20 protein-coding genes and 1 riboswitch are annotated in these 23,714 nt (G+C 61.0%); of the genes, 19 read left to right on the plus strand and 1 reads right to left on the minus strand.

All coding sequences use genetic code 11. From position 1 onward, the window contains the following. The first annotated feature begins 10 nt into the window (after positions 1–10). The 18 genes from murD to Q0837_RS02215 all read left to right on the plus strand — a co-directional run bounded on the left by murD (position 11) and on the right by Q0837_RS02215 (position 22,407). On the plus strand, positions 11–1,399 hold the full coding sequence (gene murD / locus Q0837_RS02130; protein ID WP_298464654.1) for a UDP-N-acetylmuramoyl-L-alanine--D-glutamate ligase: 1,389 nt from the start codon (positions 11–13) through the stop codon (positions 1,397–1,399). Continuing rightward, positions 1,396–2,640 (plus strand): FtsW/RodA/SpoVE family cell cycle protein, encoded by a 1,245-nt coding sequence (locus Q0837_RS02135; RefSeq protein WP_298464658.1) that lies wholly within the window; start codon positions 1,396–1,398, stop codon positions 2,638–2,640. Before murD ends, Q0837_RS02135 begins: the two co-directional genes overlap by 4 nt. After that, on the plus strand, positions 2,637–3,866 hold the full coding sequence (gene murG / locus Q0837_RS02140; RefSeq protein WP_298464660.1) for an undecaprenyldiphospho-muramoylpentapeptide beta-N-acetylglucosaminyltransferase: 1,230 nt from the start codon (positions 2,637–2,639) through the stop codon (positions 3,864–3,866). Before Q0837_RS02135 ends, murG begins: the two co-directional genes overlap by 4 nt. 76 nt (positions 3,867–3,942) lie before the next feature. Next, positions 3,943–5,373, plus strand: a complete 1,431-nt coding sequence (murC, locus tag Q0837_RS02145) for a UDP-N-acetylmuramate--L-alanine ligase (protein WP_298464663.1) — start codon at positions 3,943–3,945, stop codon at positions 5,371–5,373. Then, a complete protein-coding gene (murB, locus tag Q0837_RS02150) occupies positions 5,370–6,344 on the plus strand; it encodes a UDP-N-acetylmuramate dehydrogenase (protein WP_298464666.1) in 975 nt (324 codons plus the stop codon). Before murC ends, murB begins: the two co-directional genes overlap by 4 nt. Continuing rightward, positions 6,314–7,318 (plus strand): D-alanine--D-alanine ligase, encoded by a 1,005-nt coding sequence (locus Q0837_RS02155; protein WP_298464669.1) that lies wholly within the window; start codon positions 6,314–6,316, stop codon positions 7,316–7,318. The genes murB and Q0837_RS02155 overlap by 31 nt, the downstream gene beginning before the upstream one ends. Next, the gene (locus Q0837_RS02160) at positions 7,311–8,216 is read left to right on the plus strand and encodes an FtsQ-type POTRA domain-containing protein (protein WP_298464671.1); all 906 of its coding nucleotides are present in this window, start codon (positions 7,311–7,313) and stop codon (positions 8,214–8,216) included. Before Q0837_RS02155 ends, Q0837_RS02160 begins: the two co-directional genes overlap by 8 nt. After that, positions 8,216–9,559: a cell division protein FtsA gene (gene ftsA, locus Q0837_RS02165; protein WP_298464673.1), complete on the plus strand. Its 1,344-nt coding sequence runs from the start codon at positions 8,216–8,218 to the stop codon at positions 9,557–9,559. The genes Q0837_RS02160 and ftsA overlap by 1 nt, the downstream gene beginning before the upstream one ends. Positions 9,560–9,691: 132 nt before the next feature. After that, positions 9,692–11,407, plus strand: a complete 1,716-nt coding sequence (gene ftsZ / locus Q0837_RS02170; RefSeq protein WP_298464675.1) for a cell division protein FtsZ — start codon at positions 9,692–9,694, stop codon at positions 11,405–11,407. 106 nt (positions 11,408–11,513) lie between these two features. After that, a complete protein-coding gene (locus Q0837_RS02175; RefSeq protein ID WP_298464678.1) occupies positions 11,514–13,103 on the plus strand; it encodes a tetratricopeptide repeat protein in 1,590 nt (529 codons plus the stop codon). Positions 13,104–13,246: 143 nt separating this feature from the next. Beyond that, on the plus strand, positions 13,247–13,753 hold the full coding sequence (locus Q0837_RS02180) for a YbjN domain-containing protein (protein ID WP_298464681.1): 507 nt from the start codon (positions 13,247–13,249) through the stop codon (positions 13,751–13,753). Between the two features lie 43 nt (positions 13,754–13,796). Beyond that, positions 13,797–14,603 carry a pyrroline-5-carboxylate reductase dimerization domain-containing protein gene (locus Q0837_RS02185; protein WP_298464684.1) on the plus strand — a complete coding sequence of 269 codons (807 nt, stop codon included), beginning with the start codon at positions 13,797–13,799 and terminating at the stop codon, positions 14,601–14,603. Between the two features lie 147 nt (positions 14,604–14,750). Then, positions 14,751–15,521: a Bax inhibitor-1/YccA family protein gene (locus Q0837_RS02190; protein ID WP_298464686.1), complete on the plus strand. Its 771-nt coding sequence runs from the start codon at positions 14,751–14,753 to the stop codon at positions 15,519–15,521. A gap of 202 nt (positions 15,522–15,723) precedes the next feature. Continuing rightward, positions 15,724–16,743, plus strand: coding sequence for a hypothetical protein (locus tag Q0837_RS02195; RefSeq protein WP_298464689.1), 1,020 nt, complete (start codon positions 15,724–15,726; stop codon positions 16,741–16,743). Between the two features lie 240 nt (positions 16,744–16,983). Next, a riboswitch (cobalamin riboswitch) is annotated at positions 16,984–17,212 on the plus strand. Positions 17,213–17,327: 115 nt separating this feature from the next. Next, entirely contained in the window at positions 17,328–19,280 is a 1,953-nt protein-coding gene (locus Q0837_RS02200) for a TonB-dependent siderophore receptor (protein ID WP_298464691.1), read from the plus strand. A 39-nt stretch (positions 19,281–19,319) separates the two neighbouring features. Beyond that, on the plus strand, positions 19,320–20,378 hold the full coding sequence (obgE, locus tag Q0837_RS02205; RefSeq protein WP_298464695.1) for a GTPase ObgE: 1,059 nt from the start codon (positions 19,320–19,322) through the stop codon (positions 20,376–20,378). Beyond that, positions 20,363–21,490 carry a glutamate 5-kinase gene (gene proB, locus Q0837_RS02210; protein WP_298464697.1) on the plus strand — a complete coding sequence of 376 codons (1,128 nt, stop codon included), beginning with the start codon at positions 20,363–20,365 and terminating at the stop codon, positions 21,488–21,490. Before obgE ends, proB begins: the two co-directional genes overlap by 16 nt. Further along, positions 21,487–22,407 carry an NAD(P)-dependent oxidoreductase gene (locus tag Q0837_RS02215; RefSeq protein ID WP_298464700.1) on the plus strand — a complete coding sequence of 307 codons (921 nt, stop codon included), beginning with the start codon at positions 21,487–21,489 and terminating at the stop codon, positions 22,405–22,407. Before proB ends, Q0837_RS02215 begins: the two co-directional genes overlap by 4 nt. Here the strand turns inward: Q0837_RS02215 and Q0837_RS02220 are convergent. After that, a complete protein-coding gene (locus Q0837_RS02220) occupies positions 22,404–22,994 on the minus strand; it encodes a hypothetical protein (protein WP_298464701.1) in 591 nt (196 codons plus the stop codon). The two genes, Q0837_RS02215 and Q0837_RS02220, sit on opposite strands and share 4 nt — an antisense overlap. Positions 22,995–23,110: 116 nt before the next feature. On the opposite strand from Q0837_RS02220, the gene Q0837_RS02225 reads away from it, so the two are divergent. Continuing rightward, a complete protein-coding gene (locus Q0837_RS02225; protein ID WP_298464703.1) occupies positions 23,111–23,710 on the plus strand; it encodes a hypothetical protein in 600 nt (199 codons plus the stop codon). The last annotated feature ends 4 nt before the right edge of the window (positions 23,711–23,714 follow it).

Here is a 23,714-nt window from a genome sequence, read left to right on the forward strand (position 1 = left end):
TGCGCACCCGATGATCACCTCGCCCGCCTTTGCCGGAAAACGCTATGCCGTACTCGGCCTGGCGCGATCCGGCGCGGCTGCGGCAGAGGCGCTGCTGGCAAGCGGTGCCGAAGTGACCGTTTGGGATCGCCAGGACGTCGCACGTGCACCGTTTGAAGGTCGATGCAAATTGGCCGATCCGCTCGAGCTGAACCTCACGGGCTATGCGGGTGTGGTCGTTTCGCCCGGCGTGCCGCTCAACACCCATCCAATTGTCGGCCATGCTGCGCAATACGGCGTGCCTGTAATCGGCGATATCGAGCTGTTCGCACTCGCACGGCCTGACCTGCTGCCGCACAAGGTCGTCGGTATAACCGGCACCAATGGCAAGACGACGACGACCGCGCTGGTCCACCACATCCTGGAGATGGCAGGCATCCCCGCAGTGCTCGGCGGAAATATCGGTGTACCGATCATGGCGCAGGAGGCGCTTGCCCCAAATGACCAAGGCGTTGGTGTGTATGTGTTGGAGCTGTCGAGCTATCAGGTCGACCTGACCTTCAGTCTGGATTGCGATGCCGCAGCGCTGACCAATATTACTCCAGATCACCTCGATCGGTATGACGGGTTCGAAGGCTATGCTGCGTCAAAAGCGCGGCTGTTTGAAATGCAGTCGGGCGGACACTTTGCGGTCTTTGGCTTGCTGGCTGAGCCAGCCGGTGCGATCTTCCAACGTGAGCAATCCCGCCGCCTCGAAGGGCGCGCAGTGCCCGCCAACCTTGGGCGCTTCGCCGCCCAGCAATCCGAATGGCCAAGCCTGCAAGGCCCGCACAATCTCGAGAACATTGCAGTAGCAATCGCGCTGGTCGAAGAACTTGGCGTGAAGCCCGCGCAATGGGAGCACGCGCTCCCCCGTTTCCGCAACTTGCCGCACCGAATGGAGCGGGTGTGCGAGGAAAATGGTGTGCTGTTCATCAATGACAGCAAAGCCACCAACCCGGCATCGACCGCGCCTGCGCTCGCGGCTTTTCCGCCCGATCCTGCGATCAATGACGGCGCGCCGCGTGTCCACTGGATTGTCGGCGGACTGGCGAAAGAGGACGGGCTCGGCGAATGCGCTGCCCATCTCGATAAGCTTGCCGCCGCTTACACAGTTGGTGAGGCCGGGCCACGCTTTGCCGAACTGATTGAACCTCACGCCAAAGCCGAGCGCTGTGAAATGGTTAGCGAAGCGGTGAGCCGCGCCCGCGAAGCCGCGCGGCCCGGTGAAGTCGTGCTTTTCTCACCTGCTTGCGCCAGCTTTGACCAGTTCCGCGACTATGAGAAGCGCGGTGAACACTTCCGCCAACTGGTTGGAGTGATTGCTGATTGCTGTCCATTCGACGATGATGATCCGCATTTCAAGGATATCGCGGCATGAGCTTGGCAGGATCGATCACTCAGCCGCGCGCAGATGCGACATTTCATGCGCCTGTCCCTACGCGGCAAGGTTGGCGTGAGCGCACTCGCATCTGGTGGCGCGAAATCGACAAAGTTTTGCTTGGCTTCATCGTCTTGATCATGGCGATGGGTACGGCTGCGGTGCTCGCTGCGTCGCCTGCCAGCGCAGATCAGCTTTCGACTTCCGAGGTGCAACTCGACGAATTCCTGTTCCTGAAACGGCATCTGGTGTTTCAGGTGCTTGGTCTTGCACTGATGATCGGGATTTCGTTCCTGAGCCGCGAAGATGCGCGCAGGCTCGGGATCGTCATTGGGGCGGGAATGCTGTTGTTGCTGTTCCTCGTGCCCTTGATCGGGGTCGAAAAGAACGGCTCGCGACGCTGGCTCGACGTGGGGATGTCGCTGCAGCCGAGCGAATTCCTGAAACCCGGTTTTGCGATCATGGTTGCTTGGGTGCTCAGCTGGCGTTTGCGCGACCCGACATTGCCGGTGCTGACCTTTGCGACCGGCTTGATGGTGGCCATCGCCGGGTTGCTGATGCTTCAGCCTAACCTTGGCGAGACGATCCTGTTTGCCGGCATCTGGTTTGTAATGGTCCTGCTGGCCGGTGTTTCGATCCAGCGCATCAGTGTGCTGGTCGGCGGCGGATTGGTCGGGCTGACTGCGGCATATTTCCTTTATGATAATGCTCGACACCGGATCGATGGTTTCCTTGGCGGCGGCACCGCGTTCGACCAGGTCGATCTTGCCTATCGCACGCTTCTGGCAGGCGGCTGGAACGGCACAGGATTGTGGCTAGGCATTCGCAAGATGAACCTGCCGGAAGCGCACACCGATTACATTTTCTCGGTCATTGGAGAGGAGTTCGGGCTGTTGATCTGTGCTGTCGTGGTTCTGCTCTACCTCGTAACAGTCGCACGCGTGCTCATCCGGCTGGTCGATGAAGACAATCTGTTCGTGCTGCTCGCCGCGACGGGGCTGATCACGCAGTTCGGTGGGCAAGCGTTCATCAACATTCTCGTAAACCTCAAAATGTTCCCTTCGACGGGAATGACGCTGCCACTGATCAGCTATGGCGGATCGTCGACGCTGGCAGTGTGTTTCACGATCGGGCTATTGCTTGCGGTCACCCGGCGCAATCCGTTCCTGGAGCGCGAGACCCCCGGGCTGAAGGCGATTTTCGAACGTCCGAAAAGCGAGCAGAGGGAGGAGCGCGCATGAGCAGTGAGACACAGCACGTGCCAAGCGGGGCGAGCCGTCACTTCGTGCTCGCCGCTGGCGGCACTGGCGGCCATTTGATCCCGGCATTTGCGCTCGCGGTGGAGCTAGAAGCGCGAGGGCACCATGTTGCACTGATCACCGATGATCGCGGCGCGAACATTCCTGGCAAACCCGATTTTCTGACGGCGCACGTTCTGCCCGCAGGCCGGTTCGGAAAGAACCCGTTGCGCTGGATTTCGGGGGCGCGGGCAGTGCTTGAAGGGCGCAATATGGCGCTGCGTGTGTTCGATGCGTTCGAACCGAGCGCGGTTATCGGCTTTGGTGGCTATCCTGCTTTGCCAGCTCTGCTGGCTGCGACATCTGCGAATATTCCAAGCCTCGTCCATGAGCAAAACGCCGTGCTGGGCCGGGTCAACCGCCTGCTCGCGGGCCGGGTCGATGCGATCGCAACCTCGTATGACAAGGTCGACCGGCTCAAGCCCAAACACGCGGACAAGGTTCACCTCGTCGGCAATCCCGTGCGCGAAGAAGTGCTCGCCCTACGGGACGAAGATTTCCCGGCCTTCACAGAAGAAGGCCTGCTGCGCGTACTCGTGACCGGTGGCAGTCAGGGCGCTAGTATCCTGTCGGATGTCGTGCCAGATGGCCTTGCGATGCTTCCCCCGATGCTGCGCCAGCGTTTGCAGGTGACGCAGCAGTGCCGGAGCGAAGATGTCGACAAGGTGCGCGAGCGGTATTCGCAGCACGATATTCCCGCAGAACTTGGCACCTATTTCGAGGATATGCATGAGCGTCTGGCTGACACGCATCTGTTCATTGGCCGGGCGGGTGCGTCTACTATTGCCGAGCTTACCGCTGTGGGCCGTCCGGCGATCCTGATCCCGCTGCCGATTGCGACCGACGATCACCAGGCGGTCAACACTCGCGAAGTCGCCAAAGCTGGCGGCGCGCGCATGATCCGGCAAGACAATTTCACGCCCAAGGAACTCGCCAAGCAGATTCAGGCGATGGCGCAGAATCCGACCAGCCTGTCGAACGCGGCGCATGGATCGTGGAATTGCGGACGGCCCAAGGCGGCTAAGGACCTCGCTGATCTCGTCGAGAGCATGGCCGGGATCGATCTGATGGACGTGATCACCGTCGGGGAGGCCAATCCCAAAGCGGCGGAAGCGGCAACCAAGCCTCAGACGGCAGGGCGCGACGCAGCAGAGGATGCTGCTTCGTGAAGGCCCTTCGGAGTCAAAGACGGCGCATTGCGCCACCAGCTCAGGATGAACGGACACCTTTCATCGGAGAAGCCCGATGAAAGGCGTTGGCACCGATATTGGGACGATCCATTTCGTCGGCATTGGCGGGATTGGCATGTCCGGCATTGCCGAGGTGATGCACAATCTCGGCTATTCGGTGCAGGGCAGCGACCTCGCCGATGGGCCGAGTGTCGAGCGCCTGCGTGGGCGTGGGATCGAAGTGCATATCGGCCAAGCGCGTGAAAACGTCGAAGGCGTGGCCGTCGTCGTGACCTCCACGGCAGTGCGCCGGACAAATCCCGAAGTTGTCGCCGCGCTTGAAAATCGTATTCCGGTCGTGCGCCGAGCGGAGATGCTCGCCGAGCTGATGCGGCTCAAATCAACGGTCGCGGTGGCGGGCACCCACGGCAAAACCACCACGACCAGCATGATCGCGAGCTTGCTGGACAAGGGCGACGTCGATCCGACCGTCATCAATGGCGGGATTATCGAGCAATATGGCTCGAACGCGCGGCTTGGCGACAGCGACTGGATGGTGGTCGAAGCCGACGAAAGCGACGGCAGCTTTCTGCGATTGGATGGGACCATCGCGGTGGTCACGAATATCGATCCCGAACATCTCGACCATTACGGCGATTTCGACGGGGTTAAGCGCGCCTTTGTCGAGTTCATTCACAACGTGCCCTTCTATGGCGCGGCGATCCTGTGCGTCGATCATCCGGAAGTGCAGGCGGTGATTGGGCAGGTGCGTGACCGTAAGGTCGTGACCTATGGCTTCTCGCTGCAAGCCGACATTTGCGGAGTGAACATCCGCGCAATCGATGGCGGCAACACATTCGACGTGATCGTGCGCCAGCGCGGCGAGGAGGATCGCCGGATCGAAGGTGTGCACCTGCCGATGCCGGGCCGCCACAACGTCCAGAATGCACTCGCTGCGATTGCTGTGGCGATTGAAATGGGCTGCTCCGACACCGTCATCTGCGATGGGTTCGAAAGCTTCAGCGGGGTGCGCCGCCGGTTCACGAAGGTTGGCTCCGTCGATGTGGGCGGCGCAAAGGTTCAGGTGATCGACGATTATGCGCATCACCCGGTCGAGATTCAGGCCGTGCTCAGCGCAGCGCGTGAGGCAGTCGGAGGCGAGAAAGGCCGCGTGATCGCGATTGCCCAGCCGCACCGCTACACCCGGCTGAACGACCTGATGGAAGAATTCCAGACCTGCTTCAACGAAGCGGACATTGTCTACATCACTCCCGTCTACGAGGCGGGCGAAGACCCAATCGAGGGCGTTGACGCAGCAGCTCTTGTCGCTGGCCTGAAGTCGCGCGGACACCGTTCGGCGCAAACCATTGCGGGACAGGCTGAGCTAGCGCAGGCTTTGGCCAGCGAAATTCAGGCGGGCGATATCGTCGTTTGCCTCGGCGCGGGGGATATCACCCGCTGGGCCGCTGGTCTGGCGCCTGCGATTGACTCAATACGGGCGGCATGACCGACATGATGCAACCCGACGACAGCAACAATCTCGATAACGGCATGGCACCGAACTGCGCTGTTGAGGGCGAGGTCAGTGCTCCGATCCCGCTCGACGGCATTCGCGGTAAGCTGACCTGCAAGGCACCGCTCGCCAAATACGTCTGGTTCAAGAGCGGGGGCGAGGCCGATTGGCTGTTTGAGCCTGCGGACGTCGATGACCTCAGGGAATTCTGCGAGCGGCTTGGCGGCAAGTTGCCGATCATGGCTCTGGGCGTCGGGTCCAACATGATCATCCGTGATGGCGGCGTGCCCGGCGTCGTGATCAAGTTGGGCAAGCCCTTTGCCGAAGTCGAAGTGACGGGTGAGACCACGCTCAAGGCAGGAGCGGCAGCGCCTGTGAGCATCGTCTCACGCCGGGCGGCCAAGGCGGGGATCGACGGCTTGTCGTTCTTCACTGGCATTCCCGGCTCGGTCGGCGGCGTCACCAAGATGAACGGCGGGTGCTACGGACGCGAGACCTGCAATGTGCTCGTCGACTGCGATGTCATTCTGCCGGATGGGCAGTTCGTGACGCTCAGCAATGCCGATCTGCAATATTCCTATCGCCACTCGGCTTTGCCCGAAGGCGCGACTGTTGTCGAAGCCCGTTTTGAAGGCTTTCCGGGCGATCCCGACACGATCCGCGCTGAAATGGACCGCATCTCCAGCGAGCGGAAGGAATCGCAGCCGATTGGCAGTATGACTGGCGGATCGACTTTCAAGAATCCTCCGGGCCACAGTTCGTGGAAGCTGGTCGATGCCGCAGGTCTGCGCGGGTTCAAGCATGGCGGCGCACAGGTGAGCGAGAAACACGCCAACTTCCTAATCAACACCGGCAACGCCACCAGCACCGATATCGAAGGGCTAGGTGAGATCGTCCGCGAGAAGGTGTACGCGCATTCGGGCGTTCAGCTTGAATGGGAAATCAAGCGGGTGGGGCGACCGTGAGTAGCGCGAAGACCTATCACGTCGCAGTCCTGATGGGCGGCTGGGCGAATGAGCGTGAAGTCTCACTGATGAGCGGGGCTGGCATTGCCGATGCGCTTCAGATGAAGGGCCACCGCGTCACGCAAATCGATATGGGTCGCGATGTCGCGCAGCGCCTTGCCGAGGCTGCGCCCGATGTCGTGTTCAACGCGCTGCACGGCGTGCCGGGTGAAGATGGCAGCGTTCAGGGCATGCTTGATCTGATGGGGATTCCCTACACGCATTCGGGCCTCGCCACCTCTGTCATCGCGATCGACAAGCAGCTGACCAAGCAGGCGCTTGTCCCGCATGGCATTCCAATGCCCGGCGGTCGGATTGTGTCGTGCGGTGAGCTATACGAGCGCGATCCGCTGCCGCGCCCCTATGTGCTGAAGCCAGTGAACGAAGGCTCATCGGTCGGCGTTGCGATCATCACCGAGGAAAGCAATGTCGGCAATCCGATCGCGCGATCCGCCGAGGGACCATGGCAGGAATTTGATGAGCTGCTTGCCGAGCCTTTTATCAAGGGCCGCGAACTCACCACTGCCGTGATCGACGGACCCGATGGCCCGCGCGCGCTTGGAGTGACCGAGCTGATCATCGAGCACGGCTTCTACGATTACGAACACAAATACACCGAAGGCCGCACCCAGCATGTCTGCCCGGCGCAGGTCCCTTCCGAAATTGCCGCATTGTGTGAACAGTACGCAGTGAAAGCGCATGAGGTGCTCGGCTGTCACGGGACAAGCCGGACCGACTATCGCTGGGATGACGAACAGGGCGAAAACGGCCTGTTTGTGCTCGAAACCAACACGCAGCCGGGCATGACGCCGCTGAGCCTGGTGCCAGAGCAGGCCAAGCATGCCGGCATCGACTACGCCGAGCTGGTCGACATGCTCGTGCGAGAAGCATTGCGAGTGCATGGCAGTAAACCGGCAGGAGGCGCCGATGGCTAAGATCAAACGCGGCGGCAAAGGCGTAAGGCGCGCCGCCAAGGCATCGAACCGGGCCGCAGGCGCACGCCGGGCCAAGGCGAAGACCACCGGATTTGTCGACACCGTGATGGGCGTGCTGCCCTTTACCGAAGAGCAATGGAGCCGCATCTGGCTTGCGGTGATCATTGGCGGCGCGGTGGCTCTCGCCTGGGTGATCGCCAATCTCGCTGGCGTACCGGCAATGGCGCAGGCCGAGGTCGGGCGGATTGCTTCCGACGCTGGGTTTGAGGTGCGGCATGTCCGCGTAACCGGCACGACCCGGATGGATGAACGACAGGTCTATGCCCGCGCATTGGCGCAGCGCGATCGCCCGATGCCACAAGTGGAAATCGAAGCCCTTCGCGAAGAGCTGCTCGAACTGCCATGGGTCAAAGATGCACGTGTCTCAGTCCAGCTGCCGCAGACGCTCGCCATCGATATCGTCGAGCGCGAGCCGCACGCCGTTCTCGAAAAACCCGACCGTCTGATGCTAATCGATGCGAGCGGTGTCGAGCTTGAGCCGATTGCTCGCGACAAGGCTGCGGACAGGTTGCGCATTTCCGGGCCGGGTGCTGCCAAGCAGGTCGCTCCGCTCGAAACGCTGCTCGCCGCCGCACCAGCGCTTCGTCCGCAGATCGAAGCAGCCGAGTGGGTCGGCAATCGCCGCTGGAATGTCACGTTCAAGACCGGACAGGTTCTTGCCCTACCTGAAGGACGAGAAGATTCCGCCAGCGCACTGGTCAAGTTTGCCCGGATGGACGGCCAGAATCGCTTGATTGGCGGCAAGGTCGCAACCTTCGACATGCGCGCGCCGCCGCGCATCTACATGCGTGTGCCGGGTCGCGGTGACCGGATCGAATTGGCGGAGGCTGGAAGCTGATGGCAAGCAAAGCAGCTACTCGCGCCAACAAGGCCGCCGCCACGAAGGCGCGGCTTGCCAAGATTTTCGGCGCGGTCAACATTGGGTCATTTCGCATCTCGGCGATGATCATGGGCGAGACCGAAACCGGCGAATTGCTGGTGCTCGGCTCCGGCCACCGTGCAAGCCAGGGCATTAAACGCGGCTATGTCACCGACATGCGCGCCGCAACCTATGCGATCCGCGATGCGGTTGAGCGCGCGGAAAAGAACGCGGGAACCAGCGTGCAAAGCGTCTGGGTCGCGTGTTCAGGCGCGGGACTGAAAAGCAATGTTTCCAAGGTCGAAATCGACATTGGCGGTCGCCGGATCGAAGAGGAAGATGTCGAGCACCTGCTTATCGCAGCCCGCGACACGATCCAGCCCGATGGGCGCAGCGTGCTCCACGCGCAGCCTGCTTGCTACACGCTCGACGGTGCGCATGGTGTTGCCAATCCGCGCGGGCTTCATGCTGAACGCCTCGGGGTCGATGTGCACGTAATGCTCGCCGATGGCGCGCCTGTGCGCAACCTGATGGAAGCCGTGCAGAGCGCGCATCTCGAAGTTGAAGCCGTGGTCGCCGCACCGCTCGCCTCGGGCTATTCCTGCCTCAGCGAAGAAGAACGCGAACTTGGCGTCGCGCTGGTCGAAATCGGCAGTGACGTAACCAATGTCTCGGTCTTCGCGGGCGGCATGCTGCTGGGCCTGCGCGCCGTGCCAATGGGCTCGGGCGACATTACCGATGCGATCGCCAGTGCGTTCGGGATTAGACGCTACCAGGCGGAACGGCTCAAATGCGTATCAGGCTCGGCCATCGCCAGCCCCAGCGATCACCGCGAGATGATCCCGGTCAACGGCCCCAATGAAGGGTTTGGCGAGGACGGCAACAGCCCGGTCGCCCGCGGTGCCGATGATAAGAACAGGATCGCGCGCGCCGAACTGGTCTCGGTCATCACGCAGCATCTTGCGCAGCTGACCGGAGAGGTTGGCAAGGCGCTCAAGGAAATGGGTTTTTCTGGAACCCGCGCGGGTCAGGTCGTGCTCACTGGCGGGGGTGCGGAACTGGCTGGATTGGCCGAGTTTACTCAAAGCGCCTTAGGCATGCCGGTGCGCGTTGGTCGTGCGCCTTCGCTGAAGGGCCTGCCGGAGGCGCATTCGACACCGGGCTTTTCGACGCTTGCGGGACTGTGCCTCTACGCTGCCGAAGACCCCGTCGATATCCGCTCGGTCGGCGCACACTACTCAACATCGCGCGAACTAAGCGGCCCGATGGGGGCTCCATTGGCAATTGGCGGTTTGCTGAGGGCGCTGCGTCAGTATTTTTGACCCTCGGGACGTAAATTATAGTAAATAGGCCACTGTGGATAAGGAATTACGCGGGATAACCGGTCCATCGCGATTGTGTCACAAACAAGAAGACGCGAACGGTGCGGCAAACCGCGTCTGGAGGAATAGCTGATGAGCATCAATATTGGACCCGCGGCGAGCGACGAAATGCGCCCCCGGATCACAGTCGTCGGTATCGGCGGAGCAGGCGGCAACGCGATTGCCAACATGATTGCAGCCGAGATCGAAGGCGTCGACTTCGTTGTCGCGAACACGGATGCGCAGGCGCTGAGCACCAGCCCTGCTGACAAGCGGATTCAACTTGGCCCGGATATCACCGGCGGATTGGGCGCTGGCGCTCGTCCCGAAGTGGGCAAGGCGGCAGCAGAAGAAACGGTCAAGGAAATCGAAGACGCGCTGGAAGGCGTGAACATGGTCTTCATCGCCGCCGGTATGGGTGGCGGAACCGGCACAGGTGCGGCTCCTGTCATTGCCGAAGCTGCGCGGCGCAAGGGTGTGCTGACCGTCGGCGTCGTGACCAAGCCATTCCTCTTCGAAGGCACGCGCCGCATGCGCGCCGCCGAAGCCGGGATCGATGAGCTTCAGGACCACGTCGACACGCTGATCGTCATCCCCAATCAGAACCTGTTCCTCGTCGCCAAGGCGGAAACGACCTTCAAGGAAGCGTTCCAGCTCGCCGATGAAGTGCTGCAGCAGGGTGTCCGCTCGATCACCGATCTGATGGTGATGCCGGGCCTGATCAACCTCGACTTTGCCGATGTCCGCTCCGTCATGAGCGAGATGGGCAAAGCGATGATGGGCACGGGCGAAGGCGAAGGCGAGAACCGCGCGCTTGATGCCGCAGAACAGGCGATTGCCAATCCGCTGCTCGATGGTGTTTCGATGCAGGGCGCGAAGGGCGTGATCATCTCGATCATTGGCGGCGAAGATATGAAGCTGCTCGAAGTCGATGAGGCTGCGAACCATATTCGCGAGCTGGTCGATGAAGACGCGAACATCATCTGGGGTAGCGCATTCAATCCCGATCTCGATGGCAAGATCCGTGTGTCCGTGGTCGCCACTGGCATTGAGCAGAGCGCCAGCGGTGCTGTCGACACATCGACCCCGGTTTCCTTGTCCAGCGCACGTCCACCCAAGCGCCCGATCCTTGAACTCGGTGGCGAAGAACAAGCAGGCGATCCGGTCGAAGAGGAAGAAGATACTTCTCCGGCGATCCCGCCGCTGACGCCGCCAATGGCTGATGAGCCTGTTGTCGAAGAGGCCCCTGAGCCGGAACCCGAGCCTGAGGAAGAGCCAGAACCGGAGACCGCCAAGGAAGCGGAACCGTTCGATCTATCCGGCATGCAAGCGGGCGACGACATGGGCGATCACGGCGATGACGTCGACGAGATTGTCGATCCACTCGCCGGGTTGCGCGGTATCGAAGAAGACGAATCCGACGGCGAACTGCCCGAACCGGCGGATGACAGACAGTTCGGTGAGCCAGTTGGTGCGAGCGACGGATCTGAGGAAGATACTCTTGATCTCGACCCTGACTATGCTGAAGTCGATGATGCAGAAGACGACGATCTGCTCGCCAGCGCGGATCAGCTGGCCGCCGATGACCAGCAGGTCGAAGCACGCGCCGATGGTCCGCGCAAACGTCCAGTCTTGGGCGGCGGCGACGGCGATGCCGGTGCTGCAACTGGCGCGGCGGCAGGAGGAAGCACTCTTTTCGAGCGCATGGCCAATCTCTCGCGTGGCTCCGGATCAGAAGATGAAGAGGACGATGATGATGCGCCGGCACTTTCGATTCCGCGCTTCCTCGGGCGTCAGAACAACCAGTAAAGCGAAGGGCGGGGCCTCAGTTCAACCGGAGTGAGGCCCCATTCGCCCCATGTTCATCGCTGAACGGCTAGCGAGCATGCGGATTTGATCTAGCTCTGAGAGCTGCATGATACATTATCGCATTCCCGTTTTCGGTATCGCTTTGGCTTCGCTGGGCATTGTTGCGCTGCCAACCTCTGCGCTCGCGCAAAACTCCACTTCGCGCCCTGTAGTCCAACCCCTCCCGTCGCCGGAAGTCGAGCGTCTGAACACCGCGCTGAAGAAACTGGCGCGACGTCCCCGTGATCTCGATGCCTTGATCGAGGCAGGCAATGCTTCACTGCGGCTGGATGACCTTGATGCGGCGATTGGGTTCTTTGGCCGCGCGGAAGAGCTGTCGTCAGAAAATCCGCGCGTGAAGATGGGGCAGGCGGCGGTTTACCTTCGCTCGGGCCGTCCGATCGAGGCGCTCAGACTGTTTGCTGAAGCAGAAGCAGCAGGTGCGTCCTCACGCGATGTCTTGGCGGATCGCGGGCTGGCCTATGATCTCGTGGGCGATCAGACACGGGCACAGGCGACCTATCGACAAGCGCTCCGCGAAGATTCCGGCAACAGCTTGGCCACCAGGCGCTTGGCACTCAGTCAGGCGATCATGGGGGAACAGCGGGCATTCGAAGAGACGCTGCGCCCCTTGATCGACAGGCGCGAATTTGCGGCGTTTCGCGCGCGCGCATTCGGCCTCGCGATCCTCGGTGAACAGGACCGTGCTGCCGCGATCACCGATGCGGTCATGCCGCGCGACCTTGCGGCTCGCATCACGCCCTATCTCGAATTCATGCCGCGACTGACCAAGGCGCAGCAGGCTGCGGCGGCCAATCTCGGGATATTCCCGCGCGCAGCCGATATCGGGCGTGACGATCCTCGGATTGCGAATTTCGCGGCAGCGAGCACTGGAGCGACATCCGCTTCCGCAAACTTGGAAGCGGGCAATCGGTTGGAGCCTGCGGGCCAGCCGCTTGGGGAGCCGACAGCAATTCTGGGCAGCACCGCTCCTGAAACATTGACGCAGGAAGAGGCTGCGGCGGAGCTCGCTGCAGCACCCCCGACGCAGACGATTTCGGAAACCCCGTCTGTTTCTGCTCAGCCACCCAGCACGACGACTGTCGCAGTTGCCGATACCTCGCCGCAACCCGGGTTTGACCTTGCCCGGGTGGCAGGCACTGGAAGCCCGAGCTCGACCGAATCCGCCGCGGTGGTGCGAACGGGGCCGGTTCAGACCACAACGGCTTCCGCACCGCCAGCCGCGCAACCCAACTTCGCCGACGCGTTTGGCGATCTTGGCACAGGCGATCTCCCGGATGCCAAGACAGGCAGCGACGCGGTGAACATCGCTTCGATCGAAGTTCCGCGCGAAGCCCAGGTCGCTCCGGAACCGGCAGAGCCCGTGCATCCACGCCGAATCTGGGTGCAAGTGGCGACCGGCCGTGATCGCAGCGCATTGCGCTTCGATTGGCGGCGGATCACGCGCAAGGCATCGCGCCTGCTGCGCGACTACGACCCGCATGTGGTGGCTTGGGGGCAGTCCAACCGTTTGTTGGCCGGACCGGTGGAAAGCACGGGAGAGGCGCGCCGCCTGGTCAATGCGCTGGGAGAGATGGGCATCGACACTTTCTCTTACACCAGCCCTGAAGGCACAGAAATTCAGGAACTTAAGTAAGTAATTCGGTCCATCCCCGGGTTTCTTTGCACAAGCTTTGAACAAGCGAACTGGGTTCTCCCCAAGAGCCATCAGTCTTCACATTGCCAAGTATCACTCGGCCAAGGCATTTGGGCCGCGATGACTTATGTGAAAGCCCCCGCATGACCCCCCGCGAAGCAGACTTCAGCGCCAATGATGATGCCGCACCAGTCGAGATGCTCGCCGCCTTGTTCGAAGCGCGCGGATGGGCGTGCGAAGTTGTCGCCGATGACGAGATGACCGGCGAAGTCCAGGGCAGCTGGGCCAAGTACCAACTGCGCGCAATCTGGCGCAGCACCGACAATGTGCTGCAGTTCCTGTGCTTGCCCGACATCCGCGTGTCGGACGACAAGCGACAGCGGGCGTACGAGCTGCTCAGCCTTGTGAATGAGCAAATGTGGCTTGGCCATTTCGATATCTGGTCGAATGGCGACGTCCTGCTTTACCGCCATGGGGTATTGCTGGGCGATGATGGCATGCTGAGCCTCGCGCAGGCACAGGCGCTGGTCGAAACGGCGATCGATGAGTGCGACCGGTTCTACCCGGCGTTTCAATTCGTGCTGTGGGGTGACAAAAGCCCACGCGCTGCGCTCGACAGCGCGCTTGTGGATGCCGCTGGCGAGGCTTAGCACATCGCTCTGATCTGCCCGTCACGGGCATAATGAGGCGAGTATGACAGACATTCGGAAGCTTTTGATCGTTGGTCTCGGCAATATGTCGGGCGCGATGCTCGATGGGTGGCTGGCAGCCGGGCAAGACTCCATGCGGTTTGCCGCTTTGGGGCCGCGCGAGAAAACCACTCCGCAAGGCGTTGCATTCCACACCGATCCAGGTGAGGCGCAGGGTCACGACGCTGTGATGCTCGGGTTCAAGCCGTATCATCTCGGCGATGTTGCCCCGACGCTGCAAGGCGTCATCACAGGTGATGGGGTGACAATCTATTCACTGCTCGCAGGCATCACTCTGGACCAGCTCAAAACTGCATTCCCGAGCGCCAAAGCGCATGTCCGGGTGATGCCAAATTTGGCCTCCCGCATCGGGAAGTCACCGATAATCCTGGCGGAAGCGGGCTTGGAAGCAGGGGAGCGCGAAGCCGCGACAGCATTGTTCGACGATCTGGGCCAATCGGTCTGGTTGGACGACGAGACGCACTACGACCTCTGTACGGCGCTTGCCGGGTCGGGGCCGGGCTTCGTCTACCGTTTCATCGATGCGCTCGCGACGGCAGCGATTGAACTCGGCCTCGACCCGGAAAGCGCCAACAGTCTTTCGCTCGCTATGGTCGAGGGCGGGGCGTCACTCGCCGCATCGTCGGACCTGTCTCCCGCTGAATTGGCCGACCGGGTGGCCAGCCCGGGCGGTATGACCCGCGAGGGCCTAAACGTGCTCGATCATGACCAAGCCTTGCACAGATTGCTCGTCGAAACCCTGCGCGCGACGCGCGATCGCGGAGCCGCCTTGTCTGCTGGAAGCAATTGAAAGCACTTGTTAATCATAATCACTACGAAAATGAACAATTCACACCGAATTGCTGCCGGTTTCGCTTGAAAACCGCTCGAAAAACACCGATATTGCTACGCAACAGGCGCGTATTGTCGTGCCGCAATTGGAGACAAGGGATCCATCATGTCTGATTGGAAAGATTCTCAGCGCACCCAATCGAACTTCGGTTCGGTGCCGCGCGCTGGCGGAGAGGTGAGCTACGACGAAGGTCTGCGCTCCTTCATGCTCTCGATCTACAACTACATGGGCTCGGGCGTACTGCTGACCGGCATCGTCGCCCTGCTGTTCGTCAACTCGCCGCTGTTCGGCATGGCGTTCGAAGTGGTGCAGACCCCGTATGGCCGCGCGCTAGAAGCAAATATGCTGGGCTGGGCGATCAAGCTTTCGCCGCTCGTATTCATGCTGTTCTGGTGGTTCGGCGCGCAGCGTGCCAGCCAGCCGGTGTTGCAAATCGCCTTCTGGTCGTTCTGCACCGTCTTCGGCCTGTCGCTGTCGACGATCTTCGCGATCTATACCGGTGAATCGATTGCCATGGCGTTCTTCGCAGCGGCTGCTGGCTTTGCCGGTCTCAGCCTCTGGGGATACACCACCAAGAAAGACATCAGCGGTTGGGGAAGCTTCCTGATCATCGGTGCATTCGGCCTTCTGGCCGCATTCCTGATGAACGCCTTCATCTTCCAGTCGGGCATGTTCCATTTCGCGCTGAGCGCTGCGGGCGTGCTGATCTTCGCTGGTCTGACCGCCTACGACACGCAGATGCTGAAGAACCAGTACCAGTTCGTGCGCGGCACGGATCAGATGGGCCGGGCGATCATCTTCGGCGCATTCAACCTCTATCTGGACTTCATCAACCTGTTCATCATGTTGCTGCAGTTCTTCGGAAACCGCGAATAAGCGGCGTTTCCAAGCGCGGTTTGCCGCATTGGCAGGCCGGGTGACCGAAACATTCGGTGAAATCTCTTGTGCCCGGGGCGTTTCGTGCGCCTCGGGCATTTGCTTTGTCCGTGCGGCGCATTATCGCGGGAACCCTTCAGGCAAGAGCAAGCATATGCGATGCATCTTGTTCTTGGGGGGGTTAAGCGAGAGGCGGACTGGAATGAGCGCGACCAAGCACAGCACACTAAACGTGGGCACCACAATCTCGGGTAAGATGGTGAAGCGACCACCGGCGGGGCTTCGGATCCTGACTGTGGCAGTGGTCTCGGCCAGCCTTGCCGCGTGCGCCACAGTGCCGCCGCCACCTCCGCCGCCTCCCCCGCCGCCTCCGCCGCCTCCGCCGGTTGAGGTCATCCCATTCCGTCCGCTTCCACCGGGAGGCGCATCCTATGTTATGAACATCCCTGGACTTGGGGTGGACGGCAAACGCGTTACCGTGAACCGCGGGCTGAGCGATGACGAAACGGTATGGCATTTCCGCTCAGGCTGGAACGTCGCCGCGCTCAATTGCACGGCGCCACAATACGCACCGATTGCCGATGGCTACCGCGCTTACATCACCGACCACGCGCGGGCTCTCAAAGCGGTCAACGACCGGATCGACCGCGTCTATCGGAGCCGTATGGGTGCTCGCCGCGCGGGGATTATCGAGCGCGAAGGCCAGATGACGATGGTCTACAATTTCTTCGCTTTGCCACCGGCCCGTTCGGGTTTCTGCAACACTATGCTCGACCTTGCGAACCGCTGGATGACCCCGCCGGAGGCGGATCCGATCGCGTTTGCATTGAGCAACTTCCCGCTGGTTGAGGCGCCGTTCGATACCTTCTTCACCGATTATGAGCGCTATGAACGGCTCTCGGCGCAATGGGACATGAAATACGGTGCGGAATACGGTCCGTCGCAGCCGGGCTGGGTTGCGGTGCAGCAAGCCCGCGCCAATGGGAATCCCAATGTGCCGACTGTCGGAGTGAGCGATCCAGCGTCGACATTGGCGGCGCCGACTGCCGCCTCCGGCGCGGTCGCCGATCCGGAAACCGGCGTCGATGTGCCGGTCATTCCCGTGCAAGACGGTTTCGTCTCGCAGCCGGTGGTCGAGCCGATCCCAGAGAACGCGCCCGGTGATGGTACGGTTGCGGTGCCGCCGGGTGATACGGGCCCTCAGGACGAACCACCGGGCTGAGGAGGCGTTTTGTTTTTAGCTGCGCATCCGCGCCGCGATATCCTCGCTCACGCGACCTGACGGTCGGTTTGCGCTCCGCGCCGTCTTCGACTCCGCTGCGGTCGGGCAGTCGCCCTATGACTGCCGTGACCAAGCACCAAACGGCTGCGCAGCAGCCGCAAGCGCGGCCGCGCGTCGCGCCTTATGGCGCGGTAGCCAAGGGGCCGGCTGACCCCGCTGGCGCTTGAAGCCGACTAAGCAAGCTTGCGTAAGCAAGCTGGTGCGCTTAGTCGGAAAAAACGCATCGGTAACGGGAATGCGGTGAGCGCTTATGCGCAATTCCGCAGCTGTCCCTGCAACTGTAAGCGGTGAGTGTCTGTTTCGTGCGGTCCGAAAGGATCGCAGCCACTGGAGCGCCAGCTCTGGGAAGGTGAGATGCAAACGCGCTGATCCGTGAGCCAGGAGACCGACCGGAGCGTGTCGCTTGTTGCCTGGTTCAGGGATTGATCCGGCGCGAAAGGACTTTCGTTTCGAGCGACGACCATTGGCCCGTGTGGATGATCCCATGCGGGCTTGTTGTTGCTCATTCGGAAGGGATCCGAGGAATGAATTCGAAGATATTGTTATGCGGTGCGGCTGTGGTTGCGCTGAGTTTTGGTACGCCTGCGATTGCTCAGGAAGATGCGGAAGCGGCGGAGGAGCGCGTCCAGGATTACACGCCCATCATCACTAGTCCTACGCGCAGGCAAGACATAGTGGTCAGCGCGAGCCGCGCAGAAGACTTGCTCTACCCTGAAAACTACACCGGTTCGGTCACTGTAATAACCGAAGATCAAGTCGATCAGCGCCAGACCCGCGATATCGCCGATGTGCTGCGCGATGTGCCGAGCGTGGCAGTAAGCTCGGTCGCAGGCCAGACACAAATCCGTCTTCGCGGAACGGAGGCCAACCATGTTCTGGTCCTGGTCGATGGGATCGAAGTCTCCGACCCAAACAGCGGCGAGTTCGACATTGGCACTTTGCAAGCCGAGATTGGCAGCCGGTTGGAAGTCCTTCGCGGCCCGCAATCGGCGCTCTACGGCAATGACGCGATCGCGGGTGTGGTCGCTTACAATAGCGCTAGCGGGCGCAATGTGCGGGGTTTCTCGGCTCTGATCGAAGGCGGCACCAACTCGACATTCAACGGCGCTGCGCGATATGGCGCGAGCGGCGCGAACTGGGATGCTGCATTGAATGCTACAGTCGTCAGCACTGACGGCGAACCCAATGCGCGCGGCGGCACACGCGATATCGGCCGCGACAGCTATACGATCTCGGGCAAGGGCTCGGTCGAAGTTGCTGACGGTTTCGAGTTGCGGGCGGTCGCCCGCTATGTCGAGACCGAGGGTGAATTCAACGATCAGGACTTTGGCTTCGGCAGCCCTACAGTTGGGCTCGTGATCGACAGTCCTGGCAACGAGTTTGAGAACAAGGCGTTCTACGCGCTTGTTGGCGCGCGTTTCGAAGCGCTCGATGGGGCGTGGACACACGACCTCTCCGCGCAAATCGCAGATATCAACCGCAGCACCGTCGCTCCCGCCGGGTTCCCAAGCGATACCGAAAGCGACCGTTTCAAGGCCTCGTACGTGTCAGCATTCGATTTTGGCGGGAGCGATCACACGCTAACGTTCGCCGCTGACTATGAGATCGAGGGCTTCAACAACATCCTAACCTTCGATGATCGGCGCGAGATTGAGAATGTCGGGTTCGTCGGTGAGTATAGTTACTCAGGCGAGCGCTTCGATTTCGCGGCGGCTCTGCGCCACGATATCAACGACCGCTTTCAGGATGCGACGACATTTCGAGTAGGTGCGGGATTTGACGTCAGCGACACAACGCGGCTGCGCGCAGCTATCGGAACTGGGGTCAAGAATCCGACTTTTAGTGAGCTTTTCGGCTTTTTCGACGGTGTGTTCGTGGGCAATCCCGACCTGCAGCCGGAAGAATCGACCAGTTGGGAAATCGGCGTGGATCAGCGCTTCGCCGATGGCGCTGTCACGGTGTCGCTGACCTATTTCGATGCTGAGCTCGAGAACGAGATTTTCACCGCCTTCCCGGCCCCCACTTTCATCCAGACACCGGGCAATCGCACGACGGACAGCACGCAGCGCGGTGTCGAAGTTGCCGTTGCAGCCCAGCTAGGCGGCGGGTTTTCTTTCAACGGTGCCTACAGCTTCGTCGATGCCGAAGAGGATGGTGTCGAAGAAGTTCGCCGTCCAGATCACCTCGCAAGCGCAGTGTTGAACTGGGAAGCGCCGAATGATGCGTTCTCGGCCAATCTGGCGGTCCGCTACAACGGAGAGGCGATCGACTCCGATTTCACAACGGGGGCATTCCCGGCTCCGGTAACAACGCTCGACGATTACGTACTCGTCAATTTCAACGCGCGCGTGAAATTGACCGAAGGCATCAACGCGTTTGGGCGGGTCGAAAACCTGCTTGATGAGGAATACGAGCCGGTCCTCACATTTGTGGCCCCCGGTCGAACCGCACTCATCGGGATCGAAGCACGTTTCTAAACTCTCGCTTTCTGGCGGGGAAATGCATAGGTGCGTCCCATGCATTTCCTCGATCAGGCCAAAATCTATCTCAAATCGGGCGCGGGTGGGCCGGGAGCGGTCAGTTTCCGGCGCGAGAAGTATGTCGAATATGGCGGTCCCGACGGCGGCAATGGCGGCAAGGGCGGCGACATAATTTTCGAAGCGGTTCAGGGCCTCAACACGCTGATCGACTTTCGTTACGCGCAGCATTTCAAAGCCAAGCGCGGCGATCATGGTCGAGGCCGAGACCAAACCGGGGCTGGAGCTGACGATCTTGTGGTCAAGGTTCCGGTCGGCACGCAGGTACTTTCCGAGGACAAGGAAGAGGTGCTCGCCGACTTTACGGAGGTCGGCCAGCAGGTTGTGTTCCTTGAAGGCGGCTTCGGCGGGCGCGGTAATGCGTCTTACAAAAGCGCCACCAATCGCGCGCCGCGCCAGCATCAACCCGGTGAACCAGGCGAAGAAATGTGGGTCTGGTTGCGGCTCAAATTGCTCGCCGATGTCGGTTTGCTCGGTCTGCCCAATGCGGGCAAATCGACCTTCATCAACGCTGTTTCCAACGCGCAGGCCAAGGTCGGGCACTATGCCTTCACCACGCTGGTCCCGAAACTCGGCGTGGTGCGTCACAAGGCGCGCGAATTCGTGCTCGCCGACATTCCCGGTCTGATCGAAGGCGCTGCCGACGGCGCTGGAATTGGCGACAGGTTCCTCGGCCATATCGAGCGTTGCCGGGTGCTGATCCACCTCGTCGACATTGCAGGCGATGACCCGGTCGAAGCGATGCGGATAGTAGAGGATGAACTCGCTGCCTACGGCGCGGGTCTCGACGACAAGCCGCGCCTTGTCGCGCTCAACAAGCTCGATCTTGCCGATGAAGAGCTGGGCGCGGCTTTCGCTGAAGAGATGATCGCTGCCGGTGCGGAAAAGGTGTTCAACGTGTCCGGTGCGACCGGCGAGGGCATCGAACAACTGCTCGACGCTGTGCTCGGCTATCTGCCCGATCGCACTTCGACCGAGACCAAGGATGTCGAGGTCGAAAACGAAGATGAGGACGGAGGCGAATGGTCGCCGATCTGAATTCGTTAATCGATCCGGCTCAGTGCAAGCGGCTGGTTATCAAGATTGGCTCGGCACTGCTGGTGCAGGATGGCGAACCAGCTCGCGGTTGGCTCGACGCGTTGGCCCTCGACCTACGCGACCTGCGCGAACAGGGCGGGGAGGTCATCATTGTCAGTTCCGGTGCGATCGCGCTGGGTGCTGCGCGTCTTGGGCTGCCCAAAGGCGGCCGGGCGAGCCTGGCCGATGCGCAGGCAGCTGCATCCGTAGGTCAGGTAGCGCTGGCCCAGCTATGGGCGACCTCGCTTGATCGGCACGGACTGACCGCGGCGCAAATGCTGGTGACACTTGGCGACCTTGAAGACCGGCGGCGTTACCTCAACGCGGCGGCAACGATCGAGAGGTTAATCGAAACGGGCGCAGTCCCGGTCATCAATGAGAATGACAGCGTCGCAACCGAGGAAATTCGCTTCGGTGATAATGACAGGCTGGCGGCGCGCGTGGCGCAGGCGGCCAATGCCGACGCCGTGCTGCTTTTGTCCGATGTCGATGGCCTTTATGATCGCCCGCCAAGCGAGCCCGGAGCTCAGCTGATCGAGCGGGTTGAAGGGGTGACGCCTGAAATTATCGCCATGGCAGGCGAAGGATCTTCGTCGGGTTTGGGTTCAGGCGGAATGCTGGCCAAGCTGCAAGCCGCGCGGATCGCAGAGCGGGCGGGCATTGCTCTGGGATTGGTGAATGGCACGTCGGAGCGGCCAATAGCCAAGGCGCAAACGACGGGTGTCGGCACGATCTTCTTGCCCGTCAGAGCCGACAACGCGCGCAAAGCCTGGCTTGGAGGGCGTCTCGCTCCCGAAGGTGTGCTCAGCGTCGATGCCGGATGCGTAGAAGCATTGAACAATGGGGCAAGCCTGCTCGCCGCTGGGCTGACCGATATCGAGGGGGAATTTCAGCGCGGCGCGTTGGTCAGCCTCCATGGCCCGAAGGGTGAGCGGCTGGGGCAGGGGCTCGTCGAATACAGTGCCGAAGAATGCCGCGCGATCCTGGGTCTGAGGGACAGCGAGCAAGAGGCCAAGCTCGGCTATGCGCCGCGCGCAGCGGTCGTCCACCGTGATCACATGGTGCAAGGATGAGAATAGCAATCACCGGAGCGACCGGCTTTGTCGGGCAGGCAACGCTTGATGCGGCCCTCGCCAAAGGACTGACGATTAAGGCGCTGACCCGTCGCAACCAGCACGACCGCGAACGTGTCGACTGGGTGCTGGGTACGCTGGAGAACGAAGACGCATTGGCTAAGCTGGTCGATGGTGCCGACGCTGTGATCCATGTCGCTGGTTTGACCAACACGCCGGACACGAGCGAATTCGACCGCGCCAATGTGGGGGGCACGGAGCGAGTGATGGCTGCCACGCAGGCCGCCAGTGTGAAGCGCTTTGTTTTCGTCTCGTCACTCTCCGCACGCGAACCGCATCTATCCGCCTATGGCGCATCGAAAGCGCGCGCTGAGGAGCTTGTGAAGGCTAGCGATCTCGATTGGACAATCATTCGTCCGCCCGCGGTATACGGCCCGCACGACAAGGACATGTTCGAGCTGTTCCGCGCGGCGAAGTTCGGTATCGTTCCGATGCCGCCCAAGGGAAAGACTTCGATCATCCATGTCGAGGATCTGGCCCGTTTGTTGGTGGCCTTGGCGATCCCGAGCGAGGCTTCGCGCCTGACATCCGGGCAGACCTACGAGCCTTGGGACGACAATGCCTATGGTTACGAACACACCGAACTGGCCAAGATGATTGGCGAGGCTGTCGGGCGTCCTCAGATATTCGCGCCCAATGTGCCCGAACCGCTGTTGCAGTTGGGCGCGCAGATCGACCGCGCGCTGCGCGGACACAAGGCCAAGCTGACCGAAGACCGGGTTGGCTACATGGTCCACCCGGATTGGGTGTGCGACCTCAAAAAGGCTCCGCCGATATCTCTGTGGCAGGCGCATTGGTCGGGCGAGGCGGGTCTCAAGATGACGGCGGAGTGGTATAAGTCTGAGGGTTGGCTTTAGCCCCGTTCGGCGGCCGCAGGGGGCGTGCACTCCTCCGACCCATAGGCATCTGCATAGGATCGGCCCCAGCAAAAATCGAAGCGGCGGAGCACGTTGATATTTGGCGGCCAGCTCATGGTAACTACAGTGCCGTCGGGCTGGGTAAAGCTGTTGTTCTCTGGCTCTGGTACGGTTGAAAGACGCTCCATCGCGCGAGCCAGACCTTCGCGGTTCTGTCGCAGAAAGGCGATGGTTCCGTCGACGTAGTGGTTCCAGCCGAAATCTGCATCTTCATCCTGCGAAGACCGTGTGAGCTCGAAAAGCGCAATCGCTTCATTGGTTTGGCCCGCAAAGGCGCGCATCTGCCCTTCATGCCAATAGAGGATGGAGACGTGATCGCGCTTTTCGTGCCGCCATTCTCGGATCAACTCGGCCGCCTCCTCGTGGCAATCGGCCTTTGAAAGCGCGCGCCAACCACCGTCCGGTATGTCCTGGTCGAAGGCCTGACGATTGAGCGCAAGCATGGCGTCGAGATCGTAAGAGCAATCGGGAGCGGGGGCGGTGGTTTCCGCTGGCTGTGCAGCAGCAAGAAAGAGTGCAATCAGCATAATCAAGGCCTAGCGCGCAGGATATTTCTCGCAATCGATTTCGTGAAGAGGAAAAGATTCGAGACCAAAGCCTCACAGTGGTAAGTGGTTGAACGCAAGAAAGAGAGGGGGGCGGAGTGCAGGTAATAAATCAAGAATATTTTCAACGGCCGCAGGCTTTGAAGAAGGCGCGGGGCGAAAAGGTAGTCGAGATATCCGACGTCGCTACTGCAAGAGCAGAGGCGAACTCAGGCATCAAAGCGCAGCTCCTATTTAAGTTAGCGAGCAATGGTGGAATTGCGAATCCCAAGCCGGACGTCTTGTCTGCGGGGACGACTATTATCCGTTTCTCTCGCGGTCCATTCATCGACAAACTGGCAGGTGGTGAATGGTGGCTCGACATGGCGGGCAACAAATTGGTTGAATCCTATGCTGATCGGCATGGATATTCGATTCAGGAAGCGCTGAGCCGATTGTGCGCAGTTCCGCCCGAATGGAACGACATGACGCTGAAGGTCCAGTTCAAGACGCTCGCGCCGCTTTCTGTCTACAGGGGCTTTGGAAAGGACGCTTTTTACGAAGAGAGGAAAACGGGTCACGTGAAGCGTGGCAAAGTCGACTCGTTAGATGGAAGGAAAGTGGAGCAGCTTTACATCCCTGGCCTAAACCATCCCGATTTGCGACGCAGGGCGCTCATCGATCGAGGCTCCGTGCACATGCCGGCTTTCAAAAGATAGTTCG

Origin of the sequence: uncultured Erythrobacter sp. (assembly GCF_947499705.1) — a bacterium.
In the GTDB taxonomy this organism is placed as follows: domain Bacteria; phylum Pseudomonadota; class Alphaproteobacteria; order Sphingomonadales; family Sphingomonadaceae; genus Erythrobacter.